The organism is Marinomonas sp. (assembly GCF_039940335.1).
Taxonomy (GTDB): Bacteria; Pseudomonadota; Gammaproteobacteria; order Pseudomonadales; family Marinomonadaceae; genus Marinomonas.
This window is the reverse complement of sequence record NZ_JBDVGW010000013.1, coordinates 264,281-278,290: the sequence shown is the minus strand read 5'-3', so window position 1 is coordinate 278,290 and position 14,010 is coordinate 264,281. Positions and strand designations below refer to the sequence as shown.

The 14,010-nt window shown below is 47.0% G+C and carries 12 protein-coding genes; 8 read left to right on the top strand and 4 right to left on the bottom strand.

Annotated elements, in window-relative coordinates; all coding sequences use genetic code 11:
- Position 1 precedes the first annotated feature (1 nt).
- The 3 genes from ABJF92_RS10955 to ABJF92_RS10945 all read left to right on the top strand — a co-directional run bounded on the left by ABJF92_RS10955 (position 2) and on the right by ABJF92_RS10945 (position 3,901).
- On the top strand, positions 2 to 1,132 hold the full coding sequence (locus tag ABJF92_RS10955) for a sugar ABC transporter permease (RefSeq protein ID WP_446815834.1): 1,131 nt from the start codon (positions 2 to 4) through the stop codon (positions 1,130 to 1,132).
- A gap of 54 nt (positions 1,133 to 1,186) precedes the next feature.
- A complete protein-coding gene (gene xylB / locus ABJF92_RS10950) occupies positions 1,187 to 2,638 on the top strand; it encodes a xylulokinase (RefSeq protein WP_446815833.1) in 1,452 nt (483 codons plus the stop codon).
- A gap of 81 nt (positions 2,639 to 2,719) precedes the next feature.
- Positions 2,720 to 3,901: a XylR family transcriptional regulator gene (locus ABJF92_RS10945; RefSeq protein WP_446815832.1), complete on the top strand. Its 1,182-nt coding sequence runs from the start codon at positions 2,720 to 2,722 to the stop codon at positions 3,899 to 3,901.
- An 85-nt stretch (positions 3,902 to 3,986) separates the two neighbouring features.
- Here ABJF92_RS10945 and xylA read toward each other — a convergent pair whose 3' ends face one another.
- A complete protein-coding gene (gene xylA / locus ABJF92_RS10940; protein ID WP_446815831.1) occupies positions 3,987 to 5,306 on the bottom strand; it encodes a xylose isomerase in 1,320 nt (439 codons plus the stop codon).
- Between the two features lie 190 nt (positions 5,307 to 5,496).
- On the opposite strand from xylA, the gene ABJF92_RS10935 reads away from it, so the two are divergent.
- Entirely contained in the window at positions 5,497 to 6,237 is a 741-nt protein-coding gene (locus ABJF92_RS10935) for a CLCA_X family protein (RefSeq protein WP_446815830.1), read from the top strand.
- Here ABJF92_RS10935 and ABJF92_RS10930 read toward each other — a convergent pair.
- Positions 6,234 to 9,689 carry a hybrid sensor histidine kinase/response regulator gene (locus ABJF92_RS10930; protein WP_446815829.1) on the bottom strand — a complete coding sequence of 1,152 codons (3,456 nt, stop codon included), beginning with the start codon at positions 9,687 to 9,689 and terminating at the stop codon, positions 6,234 to 6,236. The two genes, ABJF92_RS10935 and ABJF92_RS10930, sit on opposite strands and share 4 nt — an antisense overlap.
- Before the next feature lie 247 nt (positions 9,690 to 9,936).
- Here ABJF92_RS10930 and ABJF92_RS10925 point away from each other — a divergent pair, with 247 nt between their 5' ends.
- The 4 genes from ABJF92_RS10925 (at position 9,937) to ABJF92_RS10910 (ending at position 12,118) form a co-directional block, all read left to right on the top strand.
- A complete protein-coding gene (locus ABJF92_RS10925) occupies positions 9,937 to 10,293 on the top strand; it encodes a DOPA 4,5-dioxygenase family protein (protein WP_446815828.1) in 357 nt (118 codons plus the stop codon).
- 27 nt (positions 10,294 to 10,320) lie between these two features.
- Positions 10,321 to 10,971 (top strand): MarC family protein, encoded by a 651-nt coding sequence (locus ABJF92_RS10920; RefSeq protein ID WP_446815827.1) that lies wholly within the window; start codon positions 10,321 to 10,323, stop codon positions 10,969 to 10,971.
- Complete coding sequence (locus ABJF92_RS10915) at positions 10,972 to 11,406, top strand: N-acetyltransferase family protein (RefSeq protein WP_446815826.1); 435 nt, start codon at positions 10,972 to 10,974, stop codon at positions 11,404 to 11,406.
- Positions 11,407 to 11,635: 229 nt separating this feature from the next.
- Positions 11,636 to 12,118, top strand: a complete 483-nt coding sequence (locus ABJF92_RS10910; protein ID WP_446815825.1) for an FKBP-type peptidyl-prolyl cis-trans isomerase — start codon at positions 11,636 to 11,638, stop codon at positions 12,116 to 12,118.
- A gap of 67 nt (positions 12,119 to 12,185) precedes the next feature.
- Here ABJF92_RS10910 and ABJF92_RS10905 read toward each other — a convergent pair whose 3' ends face one another.
- Positions 12,186 to 12,926, bottom strand: coding sequence for an alpha/beta fold hydrolase (locus ABJF92_RS10905; protein WP_446815824.1), 741 nt, complete (start codon positions 12,924 to 12,926; stop codon positions 12,186 to 12,188).
- A gap of 34 nt (positions 12,927 to 12,960) precedes the next feature.
- Positions 12,961 to 13,920, bottom strand: coding sequence for an isopenicillin N synthase family dioxygenase (locus tag ABJF92_RS10900; protein ID WP_446815823.1), 960 nt, complete (start codon positions 13,918 to 13,920; stop codon positions 12,961 to 12,963).
- Positions 13,921 to 14,010 lie beyond the last annotated feature (90 nt).

Here is a 14,010-nt window from a genome sequence, read left to right as displayed (position 1 = left end):
AATGTTTAAAAAAATAAAAACCAATCAGTTACAACTTTTAGCCATGTTGGCCGCCATGCTGTTTATCGTGGTGTTCTTCTCCATCGCTACTGAAGGCGCATTTATTACGCCGCGAAATATTTCTAACCTATTGCGTCAAACCGCCATAGTGGGGGTGCTCGCGATCGGTATGGTATTCGTTATCATCAGTGCCGAAATCGACTTGTCGGTAGGCTCTATGATGGGGCTGCTGGGTGGCATCGCGGCCATTTTAGATGTTTGGTTCCATCTGCCCATCGCGCTAACAATACTGATCACAGTGGCCACAGGCTTGGTACTGGGTCTATTTAATGGCTGGTGGGTCGCCTACCAAAGAGTGCCATCTTTTATCGTTACTCTAGCCGGCATGTTGGCCTTTCGCGGCATCCTTGTGGGGTTAACAGAAGGGGTCACTGTTGCGCCGACGTCCAGTGCTTTAGCCGTAGTAGGGCAAAGCTACCTGCCTTCTGGCTGGGGCATGAGTGCCATCGGTTTATTGTGCCTAGGTCTAGTCGCCAAAGTGTACTCTCGCCGCCAAGCTCGTAGTAAACATAAAGTCGTCAACAAAGCGGCTAAGTTTGAATATGGTCAAGCGACCATTGCTGTTGTCTGCCTATTGACGCTGTTTTTTGTACTGGACAATTACCGTGGTATTCCAACGCCGATTTTGATCATGGGCATACTGATTTTGCTGGCAACCTATGTGGCCAAGCGCACAGCCTTTGGTCGTCGTGTTTATGCCATCGGCGGTAACATTGAAGCGACACGTATGTCTGGGGTGAATGTTGAACGTACCAAAATGATGGTGTTTGGCTTTAACGGCATGATGGTCGCGGTTGCCGCATTGATCCTTACTTCACGCCTTGGGGCAGGCTCTCCTGCTGCGGGTAACATGGCTGAATTGGACGCCATTGCGGCGTGTGTTATTGGTGGTACCAGTTTAGCAGGCGGTGTGGGTACGGTATTTGGTGCCATCATGGGGGCGTTAATCATGGCCAGCCTTGATAATGGCATGAGTATGCTGGATGTGCCGACGTTTTGGCAGTTAATCGTTAAGGGAGCCATTTTGCTGTTGGCGGTTTGGTTGGACGTAAAAACCAAGAAAGCCCAATAAGACACTATGGCAAGGTGCTTGAGTCATTAAGCGTCGCCTTTAAGGAGAATGATTATGTATATCGGCATTGATTTAGGCACCTCGGGTGTGAAAGTCATCTTAATGGACGAAACGGGTAAAGTGGTGGCAAGTGAAACCGCTGGGTTACAAGTCTCTCGTCCTCAACCATTGTGGTCGGAGCAGCAACCAGAAGATTGGTGGCAAGCCACAGATGCGGCAATGAAGTTGTTGGCTAAAGGGCAGGATCTCAGCCCAGTAAAAGCCATTGGCTTATCTGGGCAAATGCATGGGGCAACCTTGCTCGACAAGCAACATAAAGTGCTACGGCCTGCCATTTTATGGAACGATGGCCGTTCCTTTGAGGCGTGCAAAACCTTGCAATTACAGTGTCCAGAAGTGCAGTCCATCACTGGGAACTTGGTGATGCCAGGCTTTACCGCGCCAAAATTACTCTGGTTAAAAGAACATGAACCGAGTGTTTACCAACAAGTCGATAAAGTCTTATTACCGAAGGACTATTTACGCTTTCGAATAACGGGAGAGTTTGCCACGGATGTGTCCGATGCTTCCGGCACCCTCTGGCTCGACATGCAAAGTCGCGGTTGGAGTGATCGTATGCTGGCCGCCACAGGCTTGGATAAAACACATATGCCAAAGGTGCTGGAAGGTTGTCAGGTAAGTGGTTATTTAGACCCGCAGCTTGCGAAATCCTGGTCTCTAAGTTGTGTCCCTGTCGTCGCGGGTGGTGGTGATAATGCTGCTGGAGCGGTCGGAATGGGGGTGATTAAAGAAGGCCAAACCATGATGTCGTTAGGCACCTCTGGGGTTATTTTCTCGGTGGGCGATGGCTTTAGTGCTAACCCGGCGTCTGCGCTGCACAGCTTTGGTCATGCGTTGCCTAATACTTGGCATACTATGTCGGTGATTCTAAGCGCCGCCAGCTGCATTGATTGGGTGGTGAAACTGTCAGGCTTTGCTAGCGTGTCAGCGGCGTTTGAAGCGCTACAAACCAGTGGCAAAGAAACCACGAATGTGGTGTTTTTACCTTATTTAAGCGGAGAACGTACTCCTCATAATAACCCGAATGCTAAAGGCGTTTTTTGGGGAATGGATCATCAAACCACAGGACTTGATTTACTTCAGGCAGTGCTAGAAGGGGTCAGCTTTGCCTTGCTCGATGGTTTAGATGCGGTGCGTTCGGTGCAAGAGGTCAGTGAACAAATTGATGTCATTGGCGGCGGTGCACGCAGTGCCTATTGGCTGCAACTGCTGGCTGATGTGTTTGCGATCACCATGGATTACCGAGAAGGGGGAGAGGTTGGTCCTTCTCTTGGGGCGGCTCGTTTGGCAGCGATTGGTGTTCAAGGAGAGGCCGCAATTAATAGCATTTGTTATCGCCCTGGACTGATACAAAGCTTTGTACCAAACCCTCAGCGTAGCGCGTATTTATTAGCTCAGCGGGAGCGTTATCTGAGTTTGTACCAAGGTGTGAAAGGAATCCTTTAATCTGACAAGGGCTTGTAACAGGGAGGTTAAAGCCGTCACAATGGACATTCCTTATTAAAATAAAAAATCAGCGAAGAATGTATGTTTGAGAAACGCTATCGACTTAATTTAGTGTTTAATGCCAACAAGGTTTATGACAGACAAGTCATCGAAGGTATCGGCGAATATTTACAAGCTGCCCAGTGTGACTGGGATGTGTATTTCGAAGATGACTTTCGCTATCGTCTGGATGGGTTAAAAAGTTGGCAAGGGGACGGCATTATTGCCGATTTTGACAACCCCGAAGTGGAATCCCTATTACGGGACACCAACCTTCCTACCGTCGCCGTTGGCGGCTCTTATCAGCACCTCGATGATTATCCTCGTTTGCCCTATGTGGCGACCGATAATTCTGCGCTCGTACGGACTGCCTATGAGCATTTGAAAAATAAGGGGCTAGGTCAATTTGCCTTTTATGGCGTGCCCAGCACGGCCTATACCCGTTGGTCTTATGAGCGAGAAAAAGCCTTTGAAAAACAGGTGCAAGCCGATGGATTTGTGCCGCACATCTACCAAGGGCTAAGTACCAGTGCCGAGCAATGGGATACCGCCCAACAAGATTTAGAAGCTTGGCTGATTAACCTACCAAAACCCATTGGTCTCATTGCCGTGACCGACTCCCGAGCGCGGCATATTCTCCAAGCCTGCGATCATCTTAATATCTTGGTGCCAGAAGAAGTCTCTGTGGTGGGCATTGATAACGAAAATATGGCGCGTTATCTCAACCGCACGGCGCTTTCTTCCGTGCAGCAAGGCAGTAAAGAAATGGGCTATCAAGCGGCTAAAATGCTGCATCGCATGTTGCTCGGATATCCCTTGGAGAACGAGTTGGTGGTGGTTGACCCAGTGGGCATCGAAGCTCGCCAGTCGTCAGACTTTAGAGCCCTAGAAGACCCTTATGTAATGCAAGCTATGCACTACATTCGCCATAACGCCTGTCGTGGTGTGAAAGTCGCGCAAGTGGTGGATTATGTGGGCATTTCCCGAACCAACTTGGAAACCCGTTTTATCGAAGAAATTGGCTGTTCTATGCACGAGCAGTTGCACATGACTAAGTTTTATCGCGCCTGTGAATTGATCAGTGCTACGGACTTATCTTTTGATGAAATTGCCCGCACCTGTGGTTATCCTTCCGTGCAATATATGTACACTGTGACCCGTAAGAATTTAGGCATGACGCCGGGGGAATACCGTGTCGCATCGCGTTTAAATAAAGATTCCTAGAACACCCTGAAACCCTTTGTTCCATGCAATAAAAAAGCGCGCCATGAAATGACGCGCTTGTTTATTGCCAGTGGTTAGTCACGGTTTAGCGATAAATAAATCCACTCACAATGTTTTCTAACATTTCCTGCTGACCAGAAACCGGTTGAGGGTTAAGGTTCTGCTGTTCGGCAAAATCAGCCAAGCTCTGCAAAGAGTGCTGACCGGCTAAAATATCTTGGCCTAAGGACTCATTCCATTTGCCATAGCGCTGATCCAGATGTTTGTTTAGGATATCGCTTTCTAGCATTTTAACGGCTTTTTCTAATGACAAAGCTAGGGTATCCATAGCACCAATATGACCGTGGAATAAGTCTTCTAAGTTGGTGGATTGACGGCGCAGCTTGGTATCAAACATATAGCCACCGTTTTGGAAGCCACCAGATTTAAGAATCTCATAAGTCACCAAGGTGTACTCTTCTACGCTAGTCGGGTATTGGTCAGTATCCCACCCCAATTGAGCGTCTCCTTGGTTCGCATCTACCGACCCTAAAATACCTAATGAACAAGCCGTGGCGATTTCGTGGTGGAAACTATGACCTGCCAGTGTGGCATGGTTGGCTTCAATGTTAACCTTAATTTCTTTCTCTAGACCAAACTCTTTCAAGAAGCCATATACCGTTGCGGTATCGTAATCATACTGATGCTTAGTCGGCTCAGCAGGCTTAGGCTCGATTAACAAAGTACCTTTGAAACCAATTTTGTACTTATGCTCTACCACCATCTGCATAAAACGGCCAAGCTGGGCACGCTCACGTTTAAGATCGGTATTGAGCAGTGTTTCATAACCTTCACGACCACCCCAAAGCACATAATTCTGCCCACCCAATTTGTGGGTAGCATTCATGGCATGAAAGACTTGCGTTGCCGCATAGGTGAAGATTTCTGGGTTAGGGTTAGACGCTGCGCCAGACATGTAGCGAGGATTAGAGAATGCGTTAGCCGTCCCCCAAAGAAGCTGTAATCCAGTTTCTTCTTGTTTCGCTTGTAAAACATCAACCATAGCGGCGAAATTATTGATGTATTCCTTGATAGATTTCCCTTCAGGGCTGACATCCACATCATGGAAACTGTAGTAAGAAATGCCCAGTTTAGAGAAAAATTCAAACGCCGCATCGGCTTTTAATTTGGCGGCGGCCATTTCATTGTCGGCTTGATACCATGGGCGTTCAAAAGTGTTGGCACCAAACACATCACTGCCTTGCCAGCAGAAGTTATGCCAGTAACAAGCTGCCATGCGTAAGTGTTCTGCCATGGTTTTGCCCATCAGTACCTTATTAGCATCGTAGTGTTTAAAGGCAAATGGATTGGTGGACTGTGGTCCTTCGTATTTTACAAACGGCACAGTGTCAAAAAACGTGCTCATAATGAACTCCTTTGGTTTTTGTTTTTATTTACCCCTTGATCATTGGCTTTTTACGGAATTGCTTCAATTACGAAATTTTCCCTCTTGGTTATCGAATTTTCCTTCTGGTTTTTTGCCTCATCACAAGACGGTTTAGCACGGCCTAGAAGCAAAATGTTATGATGCTGTGATCGAGGAATAGGAATGGCTGGTGAAAACGAGACCCTTAATAAATTTTGTGATGCTGCGTCGGGAGTTTGACTTTCGTGGCATTGAAATGGGGCGCTGGGTGACAGAGGCTGAGCGTGATAAAGCGGCGGTTAATTTTCATCAAGCGTTGCAAGATCTGATGCAGGTGTTAGGGGCTCCCCACAGCCTTATTTCATTGCGAGGCAGTCTCGGCATCCAATATGGCAAAGGCGGGCGACCGGGCGTGGCGGCGCATTATATGCCTGCTACGCGTCAGCTAGCCTTAGCGAAAAACGCAGGGGCAGGAAGTTTAGCCCATGAATGGTTTCACGCTTTTGACCATTATATGGGCACAAAAATGTTTGCTACGTTAGGGAATGATGAATTCGCCTCATTTGGTTGGATAAACAACGCAGTGATGAACCCGCATCCTCTTAATGATTCACTGGCAGCCTGTTTTAAAGCAATTATGTTAAGTCCAGATGGTCAATCTACCAGCGAGTTATTTCAGCGCTCAACCCAAGCCGATCGGACTCATAAAATACTCTATTACGCGAAACCAGAGGAATTAGCCGCTAGGGCATTTGAAGCCTTTGTGGAGGACTGTGCCCCTCACAGTCATTTCTTAGTGCGAGGGACACGTTATTCGCCAGAAGCCAAAAGTGGTCTTTACCCCCAAGGGGCAGATCGCGAGCGCATCAACCAAGCGTTTAAAGAGTATTTCCACACATTAGGCCAAGCGCTATTTCGAGAGCTGGGTTAACGCCGGCTTTTCTGCTGGTGGATGTGCTGGATTAAGGCGCGCAGTTTGGCGGGTTTGGCGGGTTTCGCCATGTAGGTGACTTCTTGTTTCTTACACGCCTCGATTAAATCCGCATCCCTAAGGGCGGTGATCAATACCGCTGGAATGGTCTTACCGGCTTTGTCTCTTAAGCGTTGAATTAAGTCTAAGCCATCTTGATTGTTATCAAGGTGATAATCGACCAATAACAGCTCGGCCTCACCTGATGCTTCAAGCGCCTCACCATAGCGATTAAAGGTCTGATACTCACATTGCCAATGGCTAAGTAGGGTGCTGATGGCCGCTAGATTATTGTTGTCATCATCAATACACCAAACCTTACATTGAGCGCTTCTATCGGCGGTCACCGCAGGGCTGGCGCTGATCACTGGGTTAGGTGCTTGTGACTGCTTAGCCAAAGGAATATAGATACCAAAACGGCTGCCTTTATTGGGTACGGAGTGGACTTCTGTGGTGAGATTAAGTTGCTTCTGCATGCGCCGCACTAAGCCTAATCCTAACCCCATACCCGGTTCTTGGTTATTTTCCCAGCGATAAAAGTCGTCGAAGATTTTTTGCTGTTCTGTCATCGGGATGCCAACGCCTGTGTCCCACACTTGTAAATAAACAAAGCCTTCACGACGGCGCGTGCTAAGCAAAACACTCCCTGTTTGGGTGTATTTCACCGCATTAGATACAAAGTTTTGAATGATACGGCGCAGATAAATCGCATCGGAATGTACACGGCAAGGGTTAATATGAGTGCGTAGTTGTAAATTTTTATTTTCAGCAATCACCCCAAACTCTGTAATGATGGGATGTAATATGTCCTGTAGGTCACAATCGGTGAGTTTTGGCTGAATCGCCCCTTGGTCTAAGCGAGCAATTTCTAACAAGGTGGAAATGAGCATCTCGGTGGACTCAAGGGAGTCAGAAAGCTTATCCACCACTTGCCCAGCTGCGTTGGGCATGTCACTCGATTGCAACACTCCCATGTAGAGTTTAGCGGCATTCAAAGGCTGCAAAATGTCATGGCTTGCTAACGCTAAAAATTCGGTTTTCGACGCATTTGCGTGCTCGGCTTCGGCCTTAGCTTTGATTAGAGCTTGCTCTGCTTGGCTGCGTCGGTCGATTTCTTGCAGCAGTTCATGGTTAATGCTTTGTACTTCTTCAGAGCGCGCTTCTACACGCTTCTCAAGGTCAATGTTGGCTTCTTTTAGGGCTTGTTGGCTTTCAATGTGGTCGGTTACGTCGGTGTAACTGGTCACAAAACCGCCGTTAGGCAACGGGTTACCTACCATTTCAATTACCCGACCACTGGCTCGACGGCGCAAGAAACGGTGGGCAGTGCCTTTGCGCAAATGTTCAAGTCGTTTGCTCACCAGCTCTTCAATTTGCCCCACACCACATTCGCCGCGCTGGGCATTATAACGAATGAGTTCTTCCACCGGTAAGCCAACTCGCAACATGCCTTCTGGGTAAGGGTAGAGAGACAAATAGGTTTTATTCCACGCCACGATACACATGTCTTTGTCGACCACACTGATACCTTGATCGAGATTGTCCATGGAAACGAACAGTAGGTTTTGGCTGAACTGTATAGCTTGGGTGGTCTCATCTAGGTAAGTCACCATCTCTTCTACCTTGATCTGTTTGTCGATCAAAATAGAGTTAATGATGGTACGGGCGGAAGAGCCGCCTAAAACGCCCCCAAGAATACGCTCACAATAGTCGATAAATAAGCGATTAGGGGTCGCATTGGCGACGACAGTTTGGTTGTAATCCTGCTCGAAACTGGACAAAACCTGCTGGCACTTTTGCTTGCCTAGGAAGGTTTCCAGGAGCACAAAGAAGTCACTGTTTTTGGCTTTACTTTTGGCCTTGAAAAAACCGTTTTCTAACTCGGTGGTTGGACTCACAAAGGCCGTGGCTTGAATTCTATCAATGAGCCGTTCAGTGGATAATAAGGAACCGATTATATAGCCAATAACGTTGGCGATTAAGCTGATCACTGTGCCGTAATTGATCATTTCACTGCGCGTCTGTGCTCGTTCAAGCCCCCAGTCCATATTGCCGGTTAGTGGTAACATGGTGAACAGTAACCAGCACAAGAAGCCCAAAGTGAGGCCTGTGTACACTCCATAAGCATGACCGCGCTTCCAATACAAACCACCCAATACGGCCGGCATGAGTTGCAGCACCAAGGAGAAAGCGAGTATGCCTGTACCTGCCAAGGATTCGGTGTTGGCCATGGTTTGATAGTACAAGAAGGCCAACATCAAGATACCCATCATCACAAAACGGCGGATCATTAAAATGCGTCTTTGGTAGACCGGCAATACCTGCTGCTGAGCACTGGCGCGGGCCAACATGAGAGGCAGGATAACATCGTTACTGATCATGATGCTTAGGGCAAAGGTCGCCATGATGATCATGGCCGTGGTGGCGGAAATACCTCCTAGGAAGATCAACATCTGCAGGGCTAAATTATCGGACGCCAATGCAAACTGAATAACATAAGTATCGGCATTAATATTATTGGCAAAAAGGCTCTGCCCAGCAATGGCAATGGGCGGAATAATCACGGCAAAGATCAGCAAATATAGAGGGAATAGCCAGCGGGCCATGGTCGATTGCTTAGGGTTTTGATGATCCACCACGGTGACATGAAACTGTCTAGGTAGGCAGACGACGGCCGCGGCAGACATAAAGGTTTGCATGATAAAAGCAAAAGAGAGAACGCTGTCAGCGCGCCAAACACTGGTGTCTATGCGTCGGCTGATGGTGTCAAAGTCCAGATCCTTCACCATTATAATCGCCACCGCACCGACAGCGACAATGGCGATGAGTTTGAACAAAGATTCGGTGCCAATCGCCAACATCATACCGGATCGATATTCGGTGACTTCCACTTTTCGTGTGCCAAAAAGCATCGCAAAAACGCCCACTAAGATGGTTGCACACAGCACCACTAGGCTGGCCGAGGACTCTTCTTGTTTGACAAACAAAGAGAAATTAAAGGCAATGGCTTTGAGTTGAAGGGCGATATAGGGAATCACCGCTAGCATGGCGATAAGGATCACCAAAGGAGCCGTCATAGGGCGCTTGCCATAGCGGGAAGAGATAAAGTCGGCGATGGACGTGATATTTTGTTTATGGCTGACGTTGATCAGTTTGCGCAAAAATGGGAAGGCGAAGGTATAAAGTAAAATAGGCCCTAATAAAATGGGTAAATAACTCCAGCCAGAGCGGGCAGCCTCACCAATGGAGCCAAAGAAGGTCCAAGCGGTACAATAGATAGCAAGGGATAAGCTATAAACGATAGGGTGACGAGTAAGGCGTTTTGCCATTGGGCTGTCGTTGTCTCCCCAAAGGGCAATCCAAAACAGTCCTAGGACATACAAGATGGCTAATACAATCCAAAAAAACGTCATTTCGTCATATACCCAATATCTTAATGATTCCTAATCGTCCTAGTATGGCCAACCATCGGAGAATGATGGCTAACATTGAGCAATGTAACACAGGCGACGGAAGAATCCTCTAAGACTAAAGTCGTGCCGGGTTAAAGCTCGGATTGTTTCTAATTAAGAAATTCACCTTATTATATCAGCTCGTCTTAATTGCCATGACAAAATGCTACAATGGCAAACATGTCGTGACGAGATGGAAGGAAAGCGAATGCAGTCATCAGTTCCCAGTGAGAGAATCAAAGCTTATCACGCACATTTATACTACGAAGACGAGGAAGGCTTAGCCTTGGCTCAGCAGGTAGCTCATCAAGCAGAGCAACGCTTTTCTATTAAAGTAGGGCGTTTTCATCGCCAAGCGCTTGGCCCTCATCCAGTATGGAGTTGTCAATTGTCCTTTGATAGAGAGACCTTTGCGCATATCGTGCCTTGGCTAATGTTAAACAGAAACGGCGTTGATGTGTTCTTACACCCGATCACAGGGGATGATTATCGTGACCATAGTCAAGGAATTGCTTGGCTAGGAAAGTCCTATGACCTTGATATTTCGAGATTTATCACCATATAGAGGGTTAGATTTACCCAAGGAAATAGTATGGAAGACTGGTTTAAGCAATTTGTGATTTTATGGTCTGTGATAGACCCAATAGGGACTATCCCTGTATTTTTGGCCGCGACGGCGAGCTTTACTCAGCCCGCTTTAGCAAGAAAGGTTGCTTTAAAGGCGGTATTGATTGCTGCCGTGGTTTTACTGTTCTTTGTGGTCGCTGGGGAATACTTACTTGATGAAATGGGCATACCTCTAGAGGCCTTCCAAATAGCCGGGGGGTTAGTGCTGTTCTTGTTTGCTTTGACCATGATCTTCGGGGAAAGCAAGCCAGATGAAGAAATGGGCATGATAGAAAAAGGCTTACACAGTGCTGTCTATCCTTTGGCAATTCCGTCTATTGCCTCACCAGGTGCCATGATGGCCGCCGTGTTATTAACCGATAACAATCGCTTCTCTATTATGCATCAAGTCATCACTACAGGGGTGATGCTCAGTGTGCTCTTGATCACGTTTATTCTTATGCTGTTGGCAACTCACATCCAAAAGATCATTGGAGTAGCAGGGGCCAGTGTGATCAGTCGAGTCATGGGGCTTATTTTAGCGGCTGTCGCGGTTAACTCAGTGTTAACAGGAGTGGAGCTGTATTTTGGCCTTGAAACGGCGGTTTCAAGTAGTTCTGCCTTGAATGGTTTATAAATGCAGATTCGCTTAGCTCACGCCAAAGATGCTCTGGCCATCGCAGAGGTTGGCCAATCTTTGGGCTATGCAGAAGACGTCATTACAGACTTAGCCGAGCAACGACTCTTGGCCTTGCTCGGCTCTAAACAAGACCAAATTTGGGTTGCTGAACGCGAAGATAAAATCGTCGGCTGGTTACATGCTCAGCATGCTTTTCGACTGGCTTCTCCGGACTTTATCGAGATATTAGGGCTGTCAGTAGCAGAAGACGCGCGACAGCAAGGTATTGGGCGCGCTTTGGTGGCTGAAGCCAAAAACTGGTCACACGATCTTGCGGTCGTGCTCAGAGTGCGGACGAATCAACAAAGAGTAAATGCACTGGCCTTTTATTCATCTATTGGTTTTAGTTGCCATAAACAGCAAAGCGTTTTTCAATGGTCAGACAACTTTTAATAAATCACCTGCTATAAAATCCAACGCCGCCAAAAAAATATTAATTTCCCCCTAGAAAAATCCTCGATCATCCCAAACTTCATGGCTATACGCTAGTTATTGGTGCTATGTCTCGTTATCATAGCAGTACAAGCTAACGTTCGGGTTCGTGATGTGTCGGTGTTATGCAAAAACTGTTTGCTTGTATCAAGCACTCGTTCCCCCATACATTTTAAAGTTGGAGAAGACAATGCAAATTGCAGAAAACACCGTGGTAAGCATGCACTACACATTAACAGATGACCAAGGACAAGAGTTGGATTCGTCTGTTGGCCAAGAGCCATTAGTATTTTTAAGTGGTGCGCAAAACATCATTGATGGTCTTGATAAAGCGCTTCAAGGCAAAAGTGCTGGTGAAAAACTGGCTGTTGAAGTTGCACCAGAAGACGCTTACGGTGCGGTACACGAAGAATTGATTCAGAAAGTTCCTCATGAAAACTTCCAAGGGGTTGATGAAATCCAAGTGGGTATGCAATTTATGGCGCAAACCCCAGGTGGCCAACAACCTGTAACGGTTATCGGTGTAGAAGACGACGGCATCATGTTAGATGGGAATCACCCGCTAGCAGGTAAAACGTTAAGCTTCGATGTTGAAGTGATTGAAGTACGTGAAGCGTCTGCTGAAGAGCTAGAACACGGTCATGTACACGGTGAAGGCGGTCACCAGCACTAAGTTTAAAACAGACTAAACGAAAAGCGGCGATTGTTATCAATCGCCGCTTTTTTTTATCCTTGGAATCTTAAGGATAACGTGTGAAGAAACTTATTAAGATTGCTGCTAATTCTTGAGGCATGGCTAGCTGCGGAAAGTGACCACAATCTAAACTAGCAACTTCTGTGGCAGGCACCAAAGCTTGCATGGCTTTTTGTGCAATCGGCCTCACTGAACGGTCCTGCAGGGCTTCAACATATAAGCGAGGGATGCGCCCAGCACCTTGTTCCGTCCACACATTACTACTGTAGCGGGCAGAATTGGGTTGGCGTACCAAACGTTGAGACACTTGCAAAGCACAGTCAGGGTCAATGTCATGCAGAAAGATTTTTAGCGCGGCCTCAACAGGCACTCGCGTCCCGCCAGTGGATTCTTGCAAATAGGGGCCTATGCCACTTACATCATGACCCTGTGCGCTCAGTTGTTGGCATAATTGATCAAACCTAAGACCACTCGGAAGCATCATACCCGCCACATAAGCGATGCTCTTGATCCGCTCTGGGATAGCTTCAGCAACCCCAGTCGCTGTTAAGCCGCCTCCGGAATGAGCAACCAGATAAATATCACCGGTTAACTCAGCAATTTTTTTGACTACTTGTTGGCAGTAATCGGCAAGGCTTACGTCAAATTCCTCAGGGTCATCCTCTAGGCTCCCTATCAAACTAATGGGATGAAGCTGATAATCCGCTTTAGACAAATAAGGCGAGAGATCTTGCCACGCCCAACCACTGGCCCAAGCGCCGTGGATTAAAATAATGTGTTTCATCATAAAACTCTTAAATGGTGACAGGGACTATTTAGCCTTAAAGATAAGTACGTCTGTACATCTCACGCATGTGTTCTTCTACCGTCACAGGCGCATACTTAGCTTGCTCGGAGGGTGCCAAACAACTTTCTATGCAGGCGACTTTATGGTCTGGATGGCCACTAAAAAAGAAAGGAATCGAATAACGTTCTTTGCCACTTCTATTGATCACTCGATGGCGTGTGGATTGATAGGTATCATTCGTCCAGCGAGCAATCATGTCCCCTAGGTTAACGATATAGCTACCTGCGATGGGCGGTGCAGCCAACCATTGCTGGTTGTCGTGATCCCATACCTCTAAGCCACCATTTTCATCTTGTAGCAAAAGAGTGATACCACCAAAGTCAGTATGAGCACCACAGCCTTTTTCATCTGGATGGCTCATGGAGGGTTGAGGTGGATAATGTAGTAAACGCAACGTCACCAGAGGGTCTTGGCAAAAATCTTTGAAATAATCTTCTTCCAGCTCCAGCGATAAAGCCAAAAGACGCATGATTTTAGTCGCCAGCTGGGTAAGTTGTTGCAAGTATTGGTTAGAGGCTTGCTGGAAGGTAGGCATGTTTTTAGGCCATTGGTTAGAGCCATAGTTGAAACGACCAGCTTGTACCATAGGGTGGTTTTCAGGCAGATCTGTGCCGATGTAAAAACCTTCTTTTAAATCTGGTAAACCATTGGCTTCAAGGGTTTGATGCTTGATTGGTTCGTAACCACGGTTGGCTTTAGACTTCTGTGTGCTAATGGCTAATTTTTGAGTTTCTGGTTGGGCAAAAAAATGTTTAGCTTGGTCAAATAACTCAGCTTGAAGGCTACTTTCTATGCCGTGGCCAGTAATATAAAAAAAGCCTTTGTCTCGACAAGCCTGGGTAATATTCGTGGTGATCTTAGCGGTTTCTGTAGGGTCATTAAGCGCTAAATTAGTTAGGTCAATAATGGGTAGCGCAGGGGCGTTGCCGTCCATATTTCATCTCCGGAAAAAAGTGTATGGGATTCATCCTAGAGTGAATTTGTGTTGCCTTCAAGAAACCATTTTAGCTCACCTCGATGCTAT

Coding starts and splice junctions, on each gene's coding strand:
- ABJF92_RS10955 (WP_446815834.1), top strand. CDS start 2: ATGTTTAAAAAAATAAAAACCAATCAGTTACAACTTTTAGCCATGTTG.
- xylB (WP_446815833.1), top strand. CDS start 1,187: ATGTATATCGGCATTGATTTAGGCACCTCGGGTGTGAAAGTCATCTTA.
- ABJF92_RS10945 (WP_446815832.1), top strand. CDS start 2,720: ATGTTTGAGAAACGCTATCGACTTAATTTAGTGTTTAATGCCAACAAG.
- xylA (WP_446815831.1), bottom strand. CDS start 5,306: ATGAGCACGTTTTTTGACACTGTGCCGTTTGTAAAATACGAAGGACCA.
- ABJF92_RS10930 (WP_446815829.1), bottom strand. CDS start 9,689: ATGACGTTTTTTTGGATTGTATTAGCCATCTTGTATGTCCTAGGACTG.
- ABJF92_RS10925 (WP_446815828.1), top strand. CDS start 9,937: ATGCAGTCATCAGTTCCCAGTGAGAGAATCAAAGCTTATCACGCACAT.
- ABJF92_RS10920 (WP_446815827.1), top strand. CDS start 10,321: ATGGAAGACTGGTTTAAGCAATTTGTGATTTTATGGTCTGTGATAGAC.
- ABJF92_RS10915 (WP_446815826.1), top strand. CDS start 10,972: ATGCAGATTCGCTTAGCTCACGCCAAAGATGCTCTGGCCATCGCAGAG.
- ABJF92_RS10910 (WP_446815825.1), top strand. CDS start 11,636: ATGCAAATTGCAGAAAACACCGTGGTAAGCATGCACTACACATTAACA.
- ABJF92_RS10905 (WP_446815824.1), bottom strand. CDS start 12,926: ATGATGAAACACATTATTTTAATCCACGGCGCTTGGGCCAGTGGTTGG.
- ABJF92_RS10900 (WP_446815823.1), bottom strand. CDS start 13,920: ATGGACGGCAACGCCCCTGCGCTACCCATTATTGACCTAACTAATTTA.